Annotated in this window: 18 protein-coding genes, 1 tRNA gene and 1 riboswitch; of the genes, 10 read left to right on the plus strand and 9 right to left on the minus strand. The window is 60.4% G+C overall.

Features of this window, described 5'->3' with window-relative positions; genetic code table 11:
* Positions 1-26: 26 nt before the first annotated feature.
* The 7 genes from FDQ92_RS04445 (at position 27) to FDQ92_RS04475 (ending at position 8,443) form a co-directional block, all read left to right on the plus strand.
* Entirely contained in the window at positions 27-626 is a 600-nt protein-coding gene (locus tag FDQ92_RS04445; protein ID WP_137423461.1) for a flavodoxin family protein, read from the plus strand.
* A 43-nt stretch (positions 627-669) separates the two neighbouring features.
* On the plus strand, positions 670-2,451 hold the full coding sequence (locus tag FDQ92_RS04450) for an ABC transporter ATP-binding protein (RefSeq protein WP_211341367.1): 1,782 nt from the start codon (positions 670-672) through the stop codon (positions 2,449-2,451).
* A 19-nt stretch (positions 2,452-2,470) separates the two neighbouring features.
* Entirely contained in the window at positions 2,471-4,297 is a 1,827-nt protein-coding gene (locus FDQ92_RS04455; protein ID WP_137423462.1) for an ABC transporter ATP-binding protein, read from the plus strand.
* A 269-nt stretch (positions 4,298-4,566) separates the two neighbouring features.
* Entirely contained in the window at positions 4,567-5,688 is a 1,122-nt protein-coding gene (locus tag FDQ92_RS04460) for a metallophosphoesterase (RefSeq protein ID WP_137423463.1), read from the plus strand.
* A gap of 198 nt (positions 5,689-5,886) precedes the next feature.
* Complete coding sequence (locus tag FDQ92_RS04465) at positions 5,887-6,243, plus strand: winged helix-turn-helix domain-containing protein (RefSeq protein WP_137423464.1); 357 nt, start codon at positions 5,887-5,889, stop codon at positions 6,241-6,243.
* Positions 6,244-6,336: 93 nt separating this feature from the next.
* Complete coding sequence (locus FDQ92_RS04470; RefSeq protein WP_137423465.1) at positions 6,337-6,681, plus strand: DUF4405 domain-containing protein; 345 nt, start codon at positions 6,337-6,339, stop codon at positions 6,679-6,681.
* Positions 6,682-6,786: 105 nt separating this feature from the next.
* A riboswitch (Fluoride riboswitch) is annotated at positions 6,787-6,872 on the plus strand.
* Between the two features lie 83 nt (positions 6,873-6,955).
* Positions 6,956-8,443, plus strand: coding sequence for a cation:proton antiporter (locus tag FDQ92_RS04475; RefSeq protein ID WP_137423466.1), 1,488 nt, complete (start codon positions 6,956-6,958; stop codon positions 8,441-8,443).
* 324 nt (positions 8,444-8,767) lie between these two features.
* Here FDQ92_RS04475 and FDQ92_RS04480 read toward each other — a convergent pair whose 3' ends face one another.
* From FDQ92_RS04480 to FDQ92_RS04495, 4 genes are all read right to left on the minus strand, one after another.
* A complete protein-coding gene (locus FDQ92_RS04480) occupies positions 8,768-10,720 on the minus strand; it encodes a two-component system sensor histidine kinase NtrB (RefSeq protein WP_170180187.1) in 1,953 nt (650 codons plus the stop codon).
* Positions 10,721-10,743: 23 nt separating this feature from the next.
* Positions 10,744-11,067: an NfeD family protein gene (locus FDQ92_RS04485; RefSeq protein ID WP_137423468.1), complete on the minus strand. Its 324-nt coding sequence runs from the start codon at positions 11,065-11,067 to the stop codon at positions 10,744-10,746.
* A 272-nt stretch (positions 11,068-11,339) separates the two neighbouring features.
* Entirely contained in the window at positions 11,340-11,774 is a 435-nt protein-coding gene (locus tag FDQ92_RS04490; protein WP_137423469.1) for an acyl-CoA thioesterase, read from the minus strand.
* A gap of 47 nt (positions 11,775-11,821) precedes the next feature.
* Entirely contained in the window at positions 11,822-13,243 is a 1,422-nt protein-coding gene (locus FDQ92_RS04495; RefSeq protein ID WP_281276860.1) for a cation diffusion facilitator family transporter, read from the minus strand.
* Between FDQ92_RS04495 and FDQ92_RS15165 the strand changes: the two genes are divergently transcribed.
* On the plus strand, positions 13,226-13,399 hold the full coding sequence (locus tag FDQ92_RS15165; RefSeq protein ID WP_170180189.1) for a hypothetical protein: 174 nt from the start codon (positions 13,226-13,228) through the stop codon (positions 13,397-13,399). The two genes, FDQ92_RS04495 and FDQ92_RS15165, sit on opposite strands and share 18 nt — an antisense overlap.
* A gap of 79 nt (positions 13,400-13,478) precedes the next feature.
* Here FDQ92_RS15165 and FDQ92_RS04500 read toward each other — a convergent pair whose 3' ends face one another.
* The 5 genes from FDQ92_RS04500 to FDQ92_RS04520 all read right to left on the minus strand — a co-directional run bounded on the left by FDQ92_RS04500 (position 13,479) and on the right by FDQ92_RS04520 (position 17,794).
* Complete coding sequence (locus FDQ92_RS04500) at positions 13,479-14,129, minus strand: rhodanese-like domain-containing protein (RefSeq protein WP_211341368.1); 651 nt, start codon at positions 14,127-14,129, stop codon at positions 13,479-13,481.
* A 16-nt stretch (positions 14,130-14,145) separates the two neighbouring features.
* Positions 14,146-14,592, minus strand: a complete 447-nt coding sequence (locus FDQ92_RS04505) for an arsenate reductase ArsC (protein WP_137423471.1) — start codon at positions 14,590-14,592, stop codon at positions 14,146-14,148.
* 284 nt (positions 14,593-14,876) lie between these two features.
* Positions 14,877-15,308, minus strand: a complete 432-nt coding sequence (locus tag FDQ92_RS04510) for an ACT domain-containing protein (RefSeq protein ID WP_137423472.1) — start codon at positions 15,306-15,308, stop codon at positions 14,877-14,879.
* A 27-nt stretch (positions 15,309-15,335) separates the two neighbouring features.
* Positions 15,336-16,637, minus strand: a complete 1,302-nt coding sequence (locus tag FDQ92_RS04515; protein WP_137423473.1) for a phenylacetate--CoA ligase family protein — start codon at positions 16,635-16,637, stop codon at positions 15,336-15,338.
* Between the two features lie 407 nt (positions 16,638-17,044).
* Positions 17,045-17,794, minus strand: coding sequence for a tetratricopeptide repeat protein (locus FDQ92_RS04520; protein WP_137423474.1), 750 nt, complete (start codon positions 17,792-17,794; stop codon positions 17,045-17,047).
* A 280-nt stretch (positions 17,795-18,074) separates the two neighbouring features.
* Here FDQ92_RS04520 and pyrR point away from each other — a divergent pair, with 280 nt between their 5' ends.
* Both pyrR and FDQ92_RS04530 read left to right on the plus strand, forming a co-directional pair.
* Complete coding sequence (gene pyrR, locus FDQ92_RS04525) at positions 18,075-18,626, plus strand: bifunctional pyr operon transcriptional regulator/uracil phosphoribosyltransferase PyrR (protein ID WP_137423475.1); 552 nt, start codon at positions 18,075-18,077, stop codon at positions 18,624-18,626.
* 661 nt (positions 18,627-19,287) lie between these two features.
* Positions 19,288-19,364: transfer RNA gene (locus tag FDQ92_RS04530), tRNA-Gly, on the plus strand.
* Positions 19,365-19,372: the final 8 nt, after the last annotated feature.

The raw sequence follows: 19,372 nt of genomic DNA on the forward strand, positions 1-19,372 counted from the left end.
GGTTCCATGCCAGGAAGACGCGAGCCATGACCAGAATCGTCGCCATCTACGGAAGCCCCCGAAGGAACGGTAACACCTCGATGCTTCTACGGAGCGCCGTTTCGGCGGCACGGGACGAAGGCGCCGTGGTGGAGGAGTTCGTTCTTCGAGATCTCAGGATTTCGCCCTGTCTCGAAATCTACGCTTGCAAGGAGAAGGGGGAATGCGCCATCCAGGACGATTTTCAGCAGGTCGCTCGATCCATGCTGAACGCCCAGGGGATCATGCTGGCGTCGCCGATCTTCTTTTACACGGTGAGCGCCCACACCAAGGCGTTCATGGACCGCTGCCAGTCGCTCTGGGTCAAGCGCTACTGGATCGACCGGATTCCCTTCGGCATACGGCATTACGCCAGGAAGGGGCTCTTCGTTTCCGTTGGGGCGACCACCGGAAAGCGGCTCTTCGACGGCACCCTCCTCACGGTCCGATATTTCTTCGACGCCGTGGACACGGAACTGTGGGGGACCTTGCTCTACCGGGAATTGGACCTGGAAGGCGACGTCCTCAAACACCCGGATTACCTCACGTCCGCCTACCTGAAGGGCAGGGAAATGGCGATGACTTTGAAGGAAGCCGATTCCGGCTGAGCCGCCGTCGGCCTTGTCCCCTGTTCCCCCTTGTTTCGAAGGTGTGATTTTGACCGATTCCGACCGCGGACGGCACCGACTCCGAAGAGCTCTGGGGCTTCTGAGCCCGTTTTTCCGGCGCTACGGCCTGAGACTCACCGCTGGATGCCTGGCGCTGATCACCGTCGATTTCATCCAGCTCTGGATTCCACGGATCATCAAGAGCGCGGTGGACAGCCTGCAGGAAGGTTCCGCGTCTTCGGAGAGCCTCCTGCACCATGGCGGCCTGATTCTCCTCCTTTCCATCGCCGTCGCCGCGCTGCGCTTCCTCTGGCGCTATTTCATTCTGGGATTTTCGCGGTATCTCGAACGAGACATCCGCAATTCCATGGTTTCACACGTCATCACCCTGGATCGCACTTTCTTTCAGAAACGACCGGCCGGCGAAATCATGGCGCTCTCGTCCAACGACCTCGCCTCCGTTCAATTGGCCTGCGGCATGGGCCTGGTGGCCTTCACCGACGCGGTGGTCATGACCGTTGCGGCGCTGGCGTTCATGGCTTACATCCACCCGGGCCTCACCGCCATCGCGATGGCCCCGATGCCCGTCTTGGCGGTCCTCACCCGCTTTCTCGCGGCCCGCCTGCACCACCGGTTTCGCCGGGTCCAGGAACTTTTTTCCCATCTCACCGAGTTCACCCGCAATTGCCTGGCTTCCTTGAGGCTCATCAAGGCCTACACACAGGAACGCGTTCAATTGGAACGATTCGACCGACTGGGGCGCGCTTACATCCGAAACAACCTAAAGCTGGCGGCCATCCAGGGAACGCTCTTTCCCATGTCCGGATTCATCGGCAACATGAGCCTTCTTCTGGTGCTTTTCTTCGGAGGCCGGCTGACCATCCGGGAAACCATCACGGCCGGTGATTTTGTGGCCTTCATCAACTACCTGTTCATGCTGACCTGGCCTATGATGGCCCTGGGCTGGGTGGCGAACCTGTTTCAGCGCGGGGTGACGTCCTTGGAACGGATCCGGGACCTTCTGGAAGAAAGGCCCGCGCTGCGGGATCCGCTTCACCCGGTGACCTTGCCGGTTGTGCGGGGACAGCTCCGGATTCGGAACCTCACCTTCACCTACCCTGGAACGCGGGAACCGGCGCTGAACGAAGTCTCCCTGGAAGCGGGCCGCGGGCTGCTCGGCATCGTGGGCCGGACCGGTTCGGGAAAATCCACCCTCTGCCGGCTGCTCGCCCGCCTGTACCCGATCCCTGACGGCACGTATTACGTGGACGGGATCGATGTGAACCGCCTCTCGGTCGACGCCGTGCGGAGGCAGATCGCTTATGTGCCGCAGAACGTGATCCTCTTTTCCGAAAGCATCGCTCAAAACATCGCGCTGGGCCGGCCCGAGGCTTCACGGGAAGAAATCGAATCGGTGGCCCGGGCCGCCGCCATCCACGAGGAGATCATGGCCATGGAAGAGGGCTACGACACGCGGGTGGGGGAACGGGGCGTGAGGCTTTCAGGCGGTCAACGGCAACGCATCGCCCTGGCCCGCGCCCTCCTCACCCGAAGGCCCATCCTCATCATCGACGACGGCCTTTCCGCCGTGGACATGGAAACGGAGTACGCGATCGTTCACTCGCTCCGGTCGTACCTGGAAGGGCGCACGTGCATTATCGTGTCCCACCGGGTCGCCCCGCTTTCCGATGCGGACGAAATAGTCATTTTGGAGGCGGGGCGGGTCGCGGCCCGTGGAACACACCGCCGGTTGTTGGAAACCAACGGGTTTTACGCCGCCATCGCTCGACACCAGGCAGCCCGCCGGACGGCGGACGGCGCCTGACCGTCCCGGGGAACCGCTCATGCATTACGGTTATGGATACTTCGAAGAAGAACGCTTGGGGCAGATCGGCGATGTCGGCCTGTGGCGGCGGATCCTGAGCTATGTAAAGCCTTACTGGAAAGCGGTCCTGGCGGCGATCTTGCTGGCTCTGCTCATTTCGGCCGCCGCCCTGAGTCTTCCGTACCTGGTTCGGATCGGGATCGATGCATACATCGTCAACGCCGATCCGACCATGGAAGAACGGCTCCGCGGCCTCGCTCACCTCGCCTTGATATTCGCCGCCCTGATGCTGCTCGAATTCACCACCAACTTCCTCCAGGTGATGCTCCTGGAACGAACCGGACAGCAGGTCATGCATGAAATCCGCCAGGACCTTTTCGGGCATGTACTGGACCTGGACCTGGCCTTCTTCAATCGAAACCCTGTGGGCAAACTGGTCACGCGGCTCACAAACGACGTCCAGAACATGCACGAAATGTTCACCTCCGTGATCGTGACCCTCTTCAACGACGCCGCCAAGATCATCGCCATCCTCGCAATCATGTTCTGGATGCACTGGGAACTGACCCTGATATTGAGCCTGCTCCTGCCGGTCATGGTTTTGAACGCCGTGGTTTTCAGCCGGTACGCCCGGGAAGCCTTTCGGGCCATCCGCACGCAGCTGGCGCGGATCAATGCCTTTCTCGAGGAAGTCCTTTCGGGGATCACCATCCTGCAGATCTTTTCCCGCGAAAGGGATACAGAAACCCGCTTCCGCCAACTCAACCAGAACTACCTGGACGCCACACTCCATCAGATCCGAGTGTTCGGTGTTTTCGTCCCCCTGATCGAAGTGCTCAGTTCCACGGCCACGGCCGTCATCATCTGGTACGGTGGGCGGGAAATCCTCCACGGGCGGATGACTCTCGGTATTCTGGTGGCCTTCCTTTCCTACATGAGGCTTTTTTTTCAGCCGCTTCGGGAACTTTCCGCCAAGTATTCCATCATCCAGTCCGCCATGGCCTCCGCCGAAAGGATTTTTCAGCTGCTCGAAACCCAAGGCACTGTTCTTCCGCCGAAGACCCCGATGACACTCCCTGATCTTCGGGGCGCCATCACCTTTCGGGATGTGACCTTCGGCTACAAACCGTCCCAGCCGGTGGTCGACCGCTTGAACTTCCAGGTGGCGCCGGGGGAGACCCTGGCGGTCGTCGGGGCCACCGGCGCCGGGAAAACCACCCTCATCAATTTACTGGAACGCTTTTACGATCCGGACGCCGGAGAGATTTCCATCGACGGTGCCGATCTCAAGAAGCTGAATCCCGCGTGGCTGCGCCGTCAGATCGGCCTGGTGATGCAGGACATTTTCATTGTCCCCGGTACCCTTAAGGAAAACATCCTCCTGGACCGATCCCTGACTGACGACGCCCTGAATCGCATCATCCACGAAGCCCAACTCACCGGTCTGGTGAACCGACTTCCCCAGGGACCGGAAACCCGGATCGGAGAAGGCGGTATCGACCTTTCCGCCGGAGAAAAGCAACTCCTTGCCTTCGCCCGGGTGCTCGCTCGAAATCCCCGCATCCTGGTGCTGGACGAGGCCACTTCCAACGTGGACAGTGAAACCGAAATGCTCATCGAAAAGGCCATCGCCTCGACCCTCGCCGGCCGAACCAGTATCGTCATTGCTCACCGCCTCTCCACCATTCGGCGAGCGGACCGGATCCTTGTCATGAACCGCGGCCGGATCGTCGAAGAAGGCACACACACGGCCCTCATGGCTCAGCAAGGACTCTACCATCACCTCCAGAGCCTGCAGTTCCGGACGGCGGACCTCGAACCCGGGGCGGCCGCCCGGGAACCATGACCCGGCGAATCGCCGGCCGGCCACCGGGAAGGGCGACCGCCGACCGGTGAAGCGGCCGTGAAGCGTTGCTTTTGAGGCGCTTTGTGAATATGTGTTGGTTTGAAACAGAAACCTGTAGGAGCCGGCTTGCCGGCGATCAGGGTCAGCGCGGCATTGCCGGTTTTACGGATCGCGGGCAAGCCCGCTCCTACAGGAACAAGGAACCGGAGGCGCGACTTTCACGAGCTTGTTCTTAAACAAGCTCTCTGAATCTCTGAAAGAGACGGACCGTGCTGAGATTTCTCCTGTTCTTCCTCGCCATCTACAGCGCCATGCACGCGCTCTTTTTCCTTCGCGTGCACGTGCTGCTCCCTGAAAGGCGTTCCGCACAATGGGGGTTCGCTCTATTCCTGTTCCTCATGATTCTTGCGCCCATTCTGTGCCGCCTGATGGAGCGGGCGGGCCACGACCTCGCGGCAAGGATTACGGCCACCGTGGGATACGTTTGGATGGGCTTCATTTTCGTCTCCTTCTGGTTCTGCCTCCTCATGACCCTTTACGACGCACTGGCCTGGACAGGAGCCAGGCTTCTCCCCCACGCTCCTCCGCTTCTTACAGGAAAAACTCCGGTCCTCGCCATGCTGGCCGCCACGTTGCTGCTTTGCGGCTACGGAGCCTTCGAAGCCGGACGCATTCGCACCGAGCGGGTCACGCTGACGACCACTAAACTGCCCGCTCATATCCCCCGGCTGACCATCGCTCAGATCACGGATGTCCACCTGGGCATGATGGCCCGTTCGGGGCGGTTGAAGACCATTCTCGAAAAGGTCGACACCTTGGACCCAGATATCCTGGTATCCACGGGAGACCTGGTCGACGGATCCCTGGATCATCTTCCGGAACTGCTGGAGCTCCTTCAGACCGTCCGGCCCCGGTACGGCAAGTTCGCCGTCACGGGGAACCACGAGGTCTATTCCGGGCTTTCGAAGGCCGCCGCCTTCACCCGGGAAGCCGGCTTCACCGTGCTCCGAAACAGCACCTCCGATCGGGAAACCCCCATCAACATCGTCGGAGTGGACGACGCCCCCGTGAATCTCCCCGAAAGGGAAGTCCCCTTACTCCGTATCGCCCGGAATGGAAAATTCACCCTCTATCTGAAGCATCGCCCCCTCATATGCCCGGAAACCACCGGCTTGTTCGATCTCCAGCTTTCCGGGCACACCCACGCCGGCCAGATGTTTCCTTTCAACTTCGTTGTGGCGCTGCAGTATCCCCTATTGAAAGGATGGTTTCCCCTGGAAAACGGATCGACCCTCTATACCAGCCGGGGCACCGGGTTCTGGGGCCCGCCCATGCGACTGCTGGCGCCGCCCGAAATCACCCTCATCGAACTCGTCCGGGGGTCTTCCTAATTGCGCCCGGACGGGTTTGAACCCCCTCAGCCGACGCGCCTTGAGCCCATCGGGGAGTCCCGATGGGGTCGGCATGCGTTCAGACGGCCCGCACCCGCGGGGTTGGCTTTTGAAGCCGAATGGGGAAAAATAGTGCCTAAAAAACCTGCTTCACCTATTCGATTCATCAACTTTCGTCCACCTCAAAGGAGGATCACGATGCGGTGCGACAAGTGCGGTGCAACTTTTCCCCCTGAAGATGCCCTCCACCACGCCGGGCAAACACTTTGCGAGGACTGCTACCTGGACCTCATGGCGACGCCCAAGGCCTGCGACCCGTGGGCGGTTCACAGCGCGAAGCGAACCGCGGAACAGCAGACGATCCTGACGCCCGTTCAAGAGAAAATCTTAGCACTCATTCGGGAAAACGGCCCCCTCACGGCCCAGGAAATCTGCGAGAAAGCGGGCCTCAGTGAAAACGAATTTCAACGCAATTTCGCAACACTCCGGCACATGGAGCTCGCCAGAGCGTTTAAAGCCGAGGACGGGGTCCGTTACACGCTTTTTGACAAGTGACGTTTTCAAGACGGGCGCTTGAGGGCTGGAAGTCCCCCTGGGAACCGGGGCTTCGGTTCGTGTTTTCGTGCCGGCGGGCGAAAGGAGAGGGTCATGGAGAAGAACACGTGGAAGTTCGTGGTGAACACGCTGCTTTTCGTTGATTTCTGCACCCTGGCGGCCATCGGGCTGTTGCTGGGCCTGGTGGTTCCCAAAGGAGGCGGTCGGCAGGGCACGAACAGCTTCTTGGGATTGCAGCGCCACGACTGGGGAGACATTCATTTCACCCTGGCTCTCCTTTTTCTGGGGTTGCTTGTCGTGCACATCTGGAACAACTGGACCTGGGTCGTCCAATCGGCCAAGCGGATCTTCGGCGAACTGTCGAGCAAGGCGCTCTGCATGATCGCTGGGGCATGGATCCCCCTTCTCTTGATCCTGTGGCTCGCCGCCCGCTTTTGAGTGCCTCCGGGCGGGAAACGCCCCCCTGGGGCCGGGCGGCGCTTTACGAGCGGCGCCTGCGACGGACGCTTGACAGCCGGACCGACGCTCTGATACGGATGCGGCCAAAGCGACGGCAATGAAGTCTGCCGGAACCGCCCGATGGAAGTGCATCCCGCGCATATAGTCGGGCTGATGACTTCTACCTTGGGGGTAGGAGTCTCCGGCAGCGCGGACAACCTGCCCCGCCTGGAAGATCCGGGCGGGTTTTTTTGTGGAGCGAAAGGAGGTATCGATGGCGGTCAGCCTGGCGATCATCATCATCCTGGGGCTCGCTGCGGATTATCTCTTTCGAAAGATGAAGCTTCCCGGACTCGTCGGCATGCTGCTGGTCGGCGTCGGCGCGGGCCCTTACGTACTGGGGCTGATACGCCCCGAGATGATGGAGGTCTCCGGCGATCTTCGAAAAATCGCCCTGATCGTGATCCTCCTTCGGGCCGGCTTCGAACTCCACCGCGACACCCTGAACCGGGTGGGACGGGCGGCGCTGCTCATGAGCGCCGTTCCGGCCGTTTTCGAGATCGCGGGCGTCATGCTTGTGGCCCCCCGCTGGCTTGGGTTGTCCCTCATCGAAGCCGCCATCCTGGGATCTATTCTTGCGGCGGTGTCACCGGCCGTCGTGGTTCCACTCATGATCGATTTCATGGACCGGGGGCGCGGCGTAAAGAAGGGAATCCCCACGCTGGTGCTCGCCGCGTCCTCGGTGGACGACGTCTTCGTGATCGTGCTCTTTTCGATTTTTCTCGGCATGTACGGAGGCGGCGAAGTTCATGTATGCGCCAAGCTGGCGGAGATTCCGGTTTCCATCGGCCTGGGGATTTTCATGGGCCTTCTTCCCGGCTACCTGCTCTACCGGCTGTTCGTCACCTACGACTGGCGGCCTCCCAAGCGAACCCTGCTGGTGCTGGGCGTCTCCATTGCCCTGACCTGGCTGGAATCCGCCCTGGAACCCTGGGTCCATGCGGCAAGCCTTCTCGGAATCATGGCCATCGGTTTCATCATCCTGGAAAAATCGGAACCCATCGCCCACCTCATTTCCCAGGAACTGAAAAAACTCTGGGTCTTCGCCGAACTGATCCTGTTCGTGCTCGTGGGCGCCCAAGTAAACATCCACGTGGCCTGGCAGGCGGGGCTCGCGGGAACCGCCGTGATTGTCGTCGGCCTCCTTTTCCGAAGCGCCGGGGTTTACCTTTCGCTCCTGGGAACGGCGCTCCACTGGAAGGAAAAGCTTTTCTGCGTGGTGGCCTACGTCCCCAAGGCCACGGTCCAGGCGGCCATCGGCGCCGTACCGCTGGCCGCAGGGGTAGCGTCCGGGGAAGTGATCCTTGCGGTGGCGGTACTTTCCATTCTGCTGACAGCGCCTCTCGGCGCCGTGGGCATCACCTTGCTGGGAGAACGCATTCTGGACCGCTCGGAACTTTCCATCTACAAGTTCCGCGAACTCAGAGAACGCCTGGCCCTTCCCCGCGTGGGGGAACGGGTCCGAAGCAAACGTTACGGAACGGTCTGGAAGGTGATCGAAGAAAAGGAAACCTGGCTGAGTTCCTCGGAAGCCGGGGGGAGCCACGGAGGTCACGACGGCCGCCTGGTCCCCGCGATCCACATCAGGTTCTGGCGGGAAGATACCAGCAAGGGTCCGGGAACGGGAAAGACCATGACGTACCTCTACAGCATCGCGGACCCGTCCTTCCAGGAACACTGGGAAATCCTCTACGACTGGTGAAATCCGGCACGAAACCGTGCCACAAACCTGGGTGGCTGCAGTGGGCTTGACGGAGAGCGCCAAAGAACGAGCGGCACACGCTCAAGTGATGCGTCGCATCCCTCCGCCCACTCATAGCGAGTGTTTGTGGATGGCTGCTTGGAACCGCGACGCCGCCTCACCTTCTGTCGCCGGCACATGTTCTGTCGCCGGCAAGTCGGCTCCTACAGGTGGACTCGCGATTTCACGCTTATGGCCTCGCGATTTCACGATTGAGGACCAGTGAGGACGCACGGTGTCCACATGGCCGGGAACGCCACACCCTCCGCCCGCGAACCTCGCGCTTCAGTCTTTCGGCAACGCCACGAAGAACGTGGTCCCTCGATCCTCCTGCGATTCCACCCACACTCGGCCCCCGTGGCGCTCGGCCAGTTCCTTGACGATGGCGAGCCCGAGGCCCGTTCCCTGGGTGTCGCCGGTGTTTCCCTCACGGTGGAAGAGCCCGAAGATCCGTTCTGCGTTTTCCCCGCGTATGCCCGCGCCGTTGTCGGCTACGGTAAGCACGTGCAGACCCGCGGAAGCTTGGTAGCTCAGGCGGATTTCGGTAAGGCTTTCCCCGCCGTACTTGAGGGCGTTGTCCACGAGGTTTCGGAAGATGCGGATCATGGCCAACCGATCCGCCAGGATTTCCGCTTCGGTATCCGGTTCGCACCAGCCGATCCGGCGAAGCCCCGGCTGCAGCGAGAACTCCTCCCGGATCATTTCGAACAGTTCCTTCACCCGGAGGCTTTCAACGTTCAGAGGCGATTCCTTGCTGGCGATGAAAAGATTGATCTTGTCCACCAGCGCCGCTACCTGTTCGGAAGCCTTGAGGATCTGGCTGCAGACGGCTCTTCCCTTTTCGTCGAGCCGGTCGGAGTATTTCCGCACGAGCAGATTGGCCAGCCCGTAGATTCCGATCGCCGGGCTCTTCAGGTCGTGAGCCACGGAGTATGCGAAGAATTTTATCTTTTCAGAGCTTTCCCGGAGCGCCTCCTCCACTTCTTCGCGCCGGGCTATTTCCGCCCTTAGTTCTTCGTTGGCCTGCGCCAGCTCCCGCGTACGCTCCTCGACCCGCCTTTCCAGCTGGACCCTGGCCCGTTCCAGAGCCGCCGCCATCTGTTTCTGCTGGGTGATGTCCCGAGCAATGTTGGAAATACCGACGATCCGGCCTTCGGCGTCTTTCACCGGGGAAATGGTGACCGAAACATGGAGGTGTCTCCCGTCCCTCGTGATTCGGACCGATTCGTGGTGCTCCAATCGTACCCCATTCTTGATGCGCTCCAGGTCGCCGAGGACTTCCTCGTGGTAGTCGGGAGGAACCAGCGTGAGAATCGACCGGCCTACCATTTCCTCCGCCGAATAGCCGTAGATTCTTTCCGCGGCCGGGTTCCAGCTTCGCACGGTGCCGTTGAGGTCGATGGACAGGATGGCGTCGTTGGAAAATTCCACGATGGACGCCAGTTCCAGGAGTTTTTCCTCCGCGAGTTTTTCACGGCTCCGGTCCGTATAAACGGCCACCACTTCGCCCGACGGCAGCCGATAGACGTAGTTTTCCCGCCAGCCGCTCATACGGCGGCCCGTGTAAAAACGGACCGGGTGGCTCTGAGGCTTCCCTGACTCCCAGACCCTCCGAAAGACATCCAGCAGACCGGACGTCTCGATGCTGGGAAAAACCGCTGTCACGTCTTTTCCCAGCACTTCCTTTTTCGAGACGCCGTCCAGGAGTTCCGCCGCCTCGTTCATGTCCACGGTGACGAAGCTTCGGCCGTCATCCACGGTTTTGTAAACGGCGACGCCTTCGGACATGTGCCGAAACATTTCGCTGTACCGCGTCCGGCTCAAGACCAGCTCCCGCTGGACGCCCTTGAGCCTTTCACTGAGGGCCGCCACCGCGAAGCCGATCCCCACCAGCAGAGAGACCCGGACCCAGTCTTCGGTGTTCAGCGGCCTGTCCCACACAAATCGGTGGCTCCAAAGTACGTAGGCGGAAAGAAAGAGGGCGATACCGACACCTTTTTTTCCCCAAAACAGCGCAGCGAGAACGATGGGCAGGTAGTAGAAATGGACGAATATCGCTTCTGCATGTAGAACCCCGTGGAAGTAGGCGGTTATTCCGATACAGAACGCGGTGAGGAGGCCGACGGCTGTCGCGCGGCGCTTCTCACACAGCTTCCTGAACGACGGAAAGAGCCCGCGCCCTCTTACGGCTTGAGCCCGGTCGATTTTCGACCCTTCCATGGAATCCGTCTCGTTCATGCCGCAATCTCCGTCCTCCGCTTTCATGGCTCAGTCACCGGGCCCCGCCCATCTCCAAGAGGCGCCACCTCGAGCACCGTTCCCTGCACGGCGCGGATGGCCACTTTTTCGCCGGCGGCAAGCGATGCCGCTCCCCGGGCCTTCCACCGCTCGCCTTCCGCGAAAACCCGCCCGCTTCCACTCGACCAGGAAATCACGGTCCCCTCACGCCCGATCAAGCCCTCGGCACCGCACGGCGAACGACGCCGCTTCTGGATGATGGCGAAAGACAGGGGAAGCACCACGTGTTCGACGATTTCGAACACCACCACCGCCACGATCACAATTAAAATCGCCGAGTTCAACATTGCCGACTTCCCGAAGCGGCACCGCCGAAGCGGACCGCTGGCAAGCAGGGGCACGGCATGCCGTACCCCTACAGGCCAGCGGCCCGGTTTTCCGTTATCGGTAGGAGCGGGCTTGCCCGCGACCCGTAAAACCGGCAATACCCCGTTGACCCTGGTCGCCGGCAAGCCGGCTCCTACAGGGCATGAGCCCTTGTAGGATCGGCACCCTCGCCGCGATGAACCGACTAAGAATTAAGACCGCAGAAACAGCAAGCCGGGATCGCCGTCGAAGCTCAACGGGCGCTTTCAAGCTCGCGGATCCGTTCCGCGATCTCCTCCGGTAGAGACGCTTTGGCATTCCCGCGGTAGTCAAAGAAAACGATCATTGCGTCGCCTTCCGCGGCAACGCGCCGGTGCTGCTCGCTCACCACTCGGTATTCCATAAGGAATCGATCTTCGCCCAGTTCGGGAACCCGGGCGCCCACCCGTACCGTGTCGGGGTAGGTCAGAGGCAGCTTAAAGCGGCAGCGCGCAGATCCAAGAATCGGACCCACGCCCTTTTCCTTCATGAACTCCAAGGCACCGATCCGTTCGAAATAGGCGATCCGGGCGCTTTCGAAGTATCGGAAATACCTCACATTGTTCACGTGCTGAAAAGCGTCCATATCTCCCCACAGGACGGGGATTTCGACCACAACGGGAAACCCTTCGAGCCGTTCTTCCGTCATGCGAACCTTGCTCCTTTTCGACCGCCGGGCGCTCCGCCCGGTCCGTTCTACGGCATCCGCCTCGCTACCGCCCGTCTGAAGACAAGCAGGTAATGCAGTGCGCCGCCCCAGGCGAGAAACGCCGTGTCGCGGAGGGCGCTCCAGGCCATATTTCCGGAATCCCCCGTTCCCGGGCCGGCGACGAAGCAGCCGCAATCGACGTTCAAACCCCTATGGATGTTGAATAAGAGAACCCCCAGAAAAACCGCCAGCAGACTGTCGGCCGTAAGCAGCGCTCCGGGAAGCCAGAACCCGAAGAGCACGCAGAGCCCGACCAGGCATTCGAGCCAGGGGAGCACAAGGGCGGCCGGATTGATCCAATAGTCGGGCAGAATCTGGTAGTTGAAAACCGCCTGTGCGAAGGCTTCAGGCTGCCGGATCTTGGCGGCACCGGCATAGAGGAACATGCCCCCGAAGAGCATTCTGCAAGCGGCAAGCAGCCCAGCCCTCAGTCGAACCCGCCTTTCTTCCGCCTTTCTGCGTTTTTCCTCTTGAGACTCCGGCTCCGCTGCCGCTGCGCACGAGAGTTCGCAAAGGAGGCTCCCGTTCCCGCATGGCACGGTTTCGAATTGGAGGACGGGATGGTCGATCCCGAATCGCCGCCACAGATCCTCGCGAATGCGTTCCGCAAGCACCTCGGTGCGGCTCACCGGCTGATCGGCCACCACCAAGTGACACGAAAAGGCCACGCTGGAAGCGCTCACGTTCCACGCGTGAACGTAGTGCACACCACACACGTCCGGAAAGCCCTCCAAGTAGGTCTTCACTTTCTCGATGTCCAGACCCCTGGGCGTCGCATTCATCAGGATGGTTGCGGCCTCTTTCAAGATCGACCAGCAGTTTTTCAGAATGAAGACAACGATCGTCAGCGAAAGCAGCGGATCGAGCCAGTACCAGGGTTTGAAGAGAAGTACGGCACCGTTCAGCAGGACCACCACGGAGGTAAGAAGGTCGCCCATCATGTGAAGGAACGCGCCGCGCACGTTGAGGCTGTGCTTGGCGTCGCGATGAAGGAGCCACGCGGAAAAGCCGTTTCCCGCCACGCCGACGGCCGCGACGGCCATGACCAGCTGCCCCGATACGGCTTCAGGGCTTTGAAAGCGCCGAACCGCCTCGTGCACGATGAATCCCGAAGCCCCAACCAGAATGGCCACGTTGGCCAGGGCGGCAAGAATCTCGGCCCGCTTGTAGCCGAACGTGAGCCTCGGAGACGGTCCGCGCCGTCCTATGAGAAACGCGAAATAGGCGATCACGATGGCGGTGAAATCACTGAAATTGTGGGTCGCATCGGAAATCAAGGCCACGCTGTGGGCGTAAAAACCTCCGGCCATCTGGACCGCCGGAATGAGCAGGTTAAGCCCCATGGTGAGAAGGAGCCTCGAGCCTTGCGCCCTTTCTACGTCGGGAGCACGATGCGGTCCGAAAGACACGCCATGGCACCCGCACTCATGATTGAGGCCGCAATTCCCCCCGACAAGATCGCCGGCGGCCGAAGCCTCGCCACCGGCAGCCTCTTCAGGAGGCGGAACCTGCGAAACGTCTTGCGTCATTACTCCCTCTTAGCTCCCGACACCGGGATCAATTAAACCCTATCATAACAAGGCATCGCTCCGCGACCAATGGACACCGCCCGCCGCGATGCCGAGCTCGAGATGGAGCGGGAACCTACTCAGGCTCGAGTCCGAATCCTCCGGCCACATCCACGGGAAGCGTTCGGTCCCGCCAGACCGTCCAGCCGTTCACCAGCACCCGCACATGGGTGTACCCCTTGGCCAGGAGCGCAAGGGCCAACTCCCGGCTCAACCCGCACCCCTCCCCGTCGCAGTAGGTGACGATCACGACGTCCCGGCCGACATCCCCCATGACCTTTTCAAATGCCGTTTCGAACTCCATCCACGGAAGATTCCGCGCTCCGTAGATGTGCCCCGAAGCGTACTCGGAAGCATCTCTCGCATCCAGGAAAACCGCTTCCCCGGAAAAGAAAAGGGCCTCTGCTTCTTCGATGGGAATAGAGAGGTTCGTTCCATTTTCCAGGGAAAGCCGAGCCTCCGGGGACCAGTCGCCAATCAACGGAATCCCGTCGGGGCGGATGGCGTTTACCCCCAGCGCCAGCAGTCCCGCCGCAAGAAGCAGCGCCGCCGCCTGACAGAGGCTCTTCGTGCAGATTTCCACCATGCTCAAGGCATCCCCTTCCATTGCGGCCGTCCGGTACCCGGGCGGTATGGGCTGGATTGCATCGTCCAGCACGCCGTCAAGGGTTCTGAATCTCGGTCCGCTGCGCTCAACGCCGCGTTTCGGGCCGCCACCCACGCTCATGACTTAAAAAAACCACTCATGCCGAACACCCCGTTTCCAGGCCATCGGGAAGCCTTTCCACAAAGCGCCGCACTTCGTCTCGAACCCTCCGGTAATGCGCCAAGGCGTCTTCCTCAGTTGCCGCGCCGGCGGCCAGCTTCGGAGGATCCTCGAAGGGGGCGTGGATTCTCTTCACGCGTCCCGGAAAGAAGGGGCATGTTTCCTGCGCATGGTCGCAAAGTGTCACAACGTAATCGAATTCCAAGCCGGCCAGGTCATCGATGGACTTGGACCGCTGGCCGGAAATGTCGATGCCCGCTTCAGCCATGGCGCGAACGGCACGCGGGTCCACGGTCTTCGGTTCGACTCCGGCGGAATGAGCTTCAATCACATCACCCTTGAGGGCCCGCGCCCACCCCTCGGCCATCTGGCTTCTGCAGGAGTTCCCGGTACAGAGAAAAAGGATGCGTCGTTTGGATTCCATCTGGGTTCCAGCCTCCCTTTCAGGTCGATACACTGGCGGCTTTGCGGCTCCCCTTCCGGAGACTCAGCGGCCGGTCTCGTTCCGACACGAATGGCGGCCAGGAAGCCAGGCCCAAGCGTTCGCCCCACACGGCCGTCAGGTGAGCGCCCGAAAAGGCTTCCCGCACGGTATTGATCCGCCAGCCCAACAAGGCTCACAACAAGAGAAGCGACGATTCGCTGATGAGTCGGCATGAAGAAACCTCATTAGGGCCCGAGTTCCATGAGCTTGTTTTCGACAAGCCCTCACATGGTGTACACCTTGCTCCCATTGATGACCGTAACGCCGTTGGCCATGAGCACCTTCACGGCCTCGTCCAGGTTGTCGAACCGGAAGATGATCACCGCGTTGTTGCCGCTTTGCTGGACGAAGGCGTACATGTACTCCACATTGATGCCCGCCTTTCGAAGCGTTTCCAGAATCTTGTGCAACCCTCCCGGCCGGTCCTCCACTTCCACCGCCACCACGTCGGTCTTCCCCACGGTAAACCCGTTGCTCCGAAGGACTTCCTTCGCCTTCTGCGTATCGTTCACAATGAGCCGCAGGATACCGAAGTCCGAAGTGTCGGCCAGGGAAAGCGCCCGGATGTTCACGCCCGCTTCGCTGAGGATCCGGGTCACCTCGGCCAGGCGGCCCGCCTTGTTTTCCAGAAAAACCGAGATCTGTTCGACTCGCATGGTGAACCTCCTTCACCGCCCGGGGGGTTAGAGCCTTCGGTTGTCGATCACCCGTTTGGCTTTTCCTTCGCTTCGTGCAATAGTTTTGGGCTCCACGAGTTTCACCTTAGCAGAAATTCCCAGGTATTCTTTAATGTTTTTGGCTATGGTCTTTTCCAGCACCTGGAGCTTCTTGATCTCATCGGAAAAGGCCTGTTCGCCCACCTCCACCATCACCGTGAGCATGTCCAGGGTCCCTTCGCGATCCACCACCAGCTGATAGTGAGGCTCCACGCCTTCGATTTCCATGAGCACGCTTTCGATCTGAGACGGAAAGACATTGACGCCGCGGATGATCAGCATATCGTCGGTCCGGCCGCTCACGCGCCTCATCCGCACGTGGGTTCGCCCGCACACGCACGGTTCCGGGTTGATGGACGTGACGTCCCGGGTGCGGTAACGGATCACGGGAAACGCCTCCTTGGTGATCGACGTGAACACCAGTTCGCCCATCTCGCCGTGTGGCAGCACCTCTCCCGTTTCCGGATGAATGATCTCGGCGATGAAATGGTCTTCGAAGATATGGAGGCCGCTCTTGGCTTCGATGCATTCGACCGCAACCCCCGGGCCGATGACTTCGCTCAGCCCATAGATGTCGAGGGCGGCGAGATGCAGCTTCCTTTCGATTTCCGAGCGCATTTCCTCGGACCAGGGTTCCGCTCCGAAAATCCCCGATTTGAATTTCAATTCCCTGAAATCCACGCCCATCTCTTCGGCCACCTCCGCAAGGTGCAGCGCGTAAGATGGCGTGCAGGTGAGAATCGTCGCGCCGAAATCCTTCATGATCATGATCTGTCGCTTGGTGTTCCCGCCGGAAATGGGGATGACCGAAGCGCCGAGCCGCTCGGCCCCGTAGTGTACTCCAAGTCCTCCGGTGAAGAGGCCGTAGCCGTAGGCGTTATGGATGATGTCGCCCCGGTTGGCGCCGGCCGCCGCCAGGCAGCGCGCCATGAGCTCCGCCCAGGTCTGGATGTCCCTGGCCGTGTAGCCCACCACCGTGGGTTTCCCCGTGGTCCCGGAAGAGGCGTGAATGCGGACCACATTGTCCATGGGAACGGCAAAGAGCCCGAAGGGATAGTTGTCGCGAAGGTCCTGTTTGGTGGTGAACGGCAACCGGCGGAGATCATCCAGGCTCTGAATATCGGAAGGCTTGACCCCCGCCTCGTCGAACCTCGCGCGATAAAAGGGAACCGTGGCGTAGACACGCTGCAAAGTGTTCTGAAGCCGCCGCATCTGAATGGCTTCGAGCGCTTCGCGGGGCATGGTTTCATACTCGATGTTGAGAATCATGGCATTCGCGCTCCTTGTTCAAAAGGTGTGGATGGGGACTCGTCACCCGGGAAGTCAAGACCCGGCCCGCTTACCAAAAAGGGCCGGGTTCGAAAGCTCACGGCCCTTGAAAGAAAAAACGGCCATGGGTTCCTTTTGCGTCTACCCATGGCCGATGTGAGCGTCGAAAAACCGGTTTTGCCTACATGGACCGCCCACGGGTAGACTTCCTAAACAAGAAGCCCCCGAAAAACCCAAAAAAGGCATCGCGGCAAAACCGATCGCGCATCCTGATTCCTTCGCCTCGTCCCGTCATTCCCAAAACACCGGAGAAGCCGAGGCACCGTCCGAGCCGTTGCATAGCGGATCCGTCACGGCTTTGTCAAGGAAAACGAAACCTTTTCCCAAACCTCCGGCCCTCGTTTCCGTCACGAAGCCGCCTCTTCCCCGGTTTCCCCCGAAGAGGACCCCGAAGACACCTCCCGGCGCAGCCGGGCGATGGTCTCGTCCAGGAGATCTTCACCGGGGTAAAAGCCCGAGGTCTCGGCCGCCTTTTCGTAAAATTCCAGAGCCTCGGCGGTTTCGCCCTTCTCCTCAAGGATCTTCCCCACGTGCCAAAGGGCTTCCCGCCGCATCTCCGCAGGCGCCGACTCGGAAAGCAGCCGCCAGGAAGCGATGGCTTCATCCTTCCGGTCCAAGGCTTCCAGCGTGAGCCCCATCTGGTAGCGGACCAAAAGATCGGTTCCGGCCTTCCCGTCGGCTTCCTTCAGCGCCCGCTTCTGCCATTGCAGCGCATCGTCGTACCGACCGGCTTCAAAACACAGGCGGCTCAAGTCCACCAGTGCGTTGCGTGCGGCCCGCGTTCCTGAGTTTGCCGCGACGAACCCCTCCAGTTCCCGAATCAGCTCATCCCTGCGGGCTTCCGCAGCCTCCGGCCCCGCCGCGTCGGCCCATTTTTGGAAAATCTCCGTGTATTCCGTGAGCGCCCGCCGCTCCCCGGCACTGTCGTAAACCCCGTAACCCCAAGAAATCAGAAGCACCGCGACGATGCCGGCCAGAAATCCGCCAAGCACCCTGAGGTGCTCCGTCACCCAGAGCTGAAGGCGCTCTATCATTCCCGGAATATCGTCCGCTTTCCTGGTTGCGCCTTTTGGAACCTTGATCCGTTTGGCCGCCAAGTGAATTCACCTCCGGTGCTTCGGTTTCCGCGGCATGCCACCGCTTATGAGCGCCTCAAAACGCGGCTACTGATAACAGACGCCCCAGAGGGCGTCAAGCAAACAGACGGTCGCCTCCCGCAGAAGATTTCGTGAGTTGACAAGTCCGGCGCGCTTCTTTAATGAAGTGTTAGATGTTACTGATGGATTCGGATCGAACCCCCGAGAGGGCAAAAGGGGTGCCTCGAAGGCGCCCCTTCCTTTTTCACCCGCGTACGGCGGCGCGCATTGGAGCTGCACCATGCAGGAAACGGACAAGCGTTTGATCATGGGCCCGGAAGACATGGGTCGAACTCTAAAGCGACTGGCTTCGGAAATCGTGGAACAGGCCGATCATCCGGAAAATCTGGTGCTGGTCGGGATTCACACCGGAGGCGTCTACCTGGCCAGACGCCTCCGTGCCATCCTGGAACGGGATTTCCAGCTGGCACTCCCCATGGGGACCCTGGACATCACCCTCTACCGGGACGACTGGACCCGCCTGCACCACCATCCCGTAGTCCGCTCCACCAACCTGCCCTTTTCCATGGACGACAAAGACGTGGTCCTGGTCGATGACGTGCTCTATACAGGCCGGACCATCCGGGCCGCCCTGGACGCGCTCATCGACTACGGAAGGCCCAGCCGCGTCCGCGTGGCGACCTTGGTGGATCGCGGCAACCGGGAACTGCCCATCTGCAGCCAGTTCGTGGGCATTCAGCTGGACACGCTTCCGGAAGAACAGGTGAACGTACACTTCAAGGAAAAAGACGGCGAAGACCGAGTGATCCTCGAATGCGCCTCGGCGGCCTGACGGTCCCGTCCCCGTCCGGCCGCCGCCCCTCGAACATCTCCTCGAAACCTCAGCCAGGGCCGGGGCCCGCCGCCCCTAAGCGCTAAGTTATTTTGTAAATATTCACGGGTTGCATTTAGGCCATTAGGTTGTTTTTAAAGATGAACATCGAACATCGAACATCGAACGTTCAACATCGAACGTCGAAGGTTCAACATCGAACATCGAATGAAAAAACCAGGTCAGCGAAGACTCCGATGTCGAACTTTGAAGGGTGCAGATCTTTTGCTTCTTGTTCCCAAGCTCCAGCTTCGGTGAGGCCGTTCCCAAGCCAGAGCTGGGGAACGAGGGGAAACGGAGCTGATGCGCTTGCTGCTTCAAGGCCATCTGGATCTACCTCAGAGGGTCACCCTGGATGTCGTTCTAAAAGATCCGCACCCTTTTTCATTCGATGTTGAACGTTCGATGTTCGATGTTCGATGTTCGATGTTCATTTTTTCCAGTCGATACCGGGCAAAAACAACGAGCGCTTACGGGCCCGCCGCCCCTAAAACCGAAGCCGGCGCCGCGGCTCCGGCCACTTCAGCCAGGTTCTGCGTACAGCGAAGAGCCAGGCGGACGCCGCACCATTTCTTCACTTGAACAGGAAATCGTTTCGTGTTAGACAGGAGCCACTATTGACGCGGGAGTAGCTCAGCTGGCTAGAGCATCAGCCTTCCAAGCTGAGGGTCGCGGGTTCGAAGCCCGTCTCCCGCTCCAGCCAATCC

The organism is Desulfoglaeba alkanexedens ALDC, from assembly GCF_005377625.1.
GTDB classification, from domain to species: Bacteria; Desulfobacterota; Syntrophobacteria; order Syntrophobacterales; family DSM-9756; genus Desulfoglaeba; species Desulfoglaeba alkanexedens.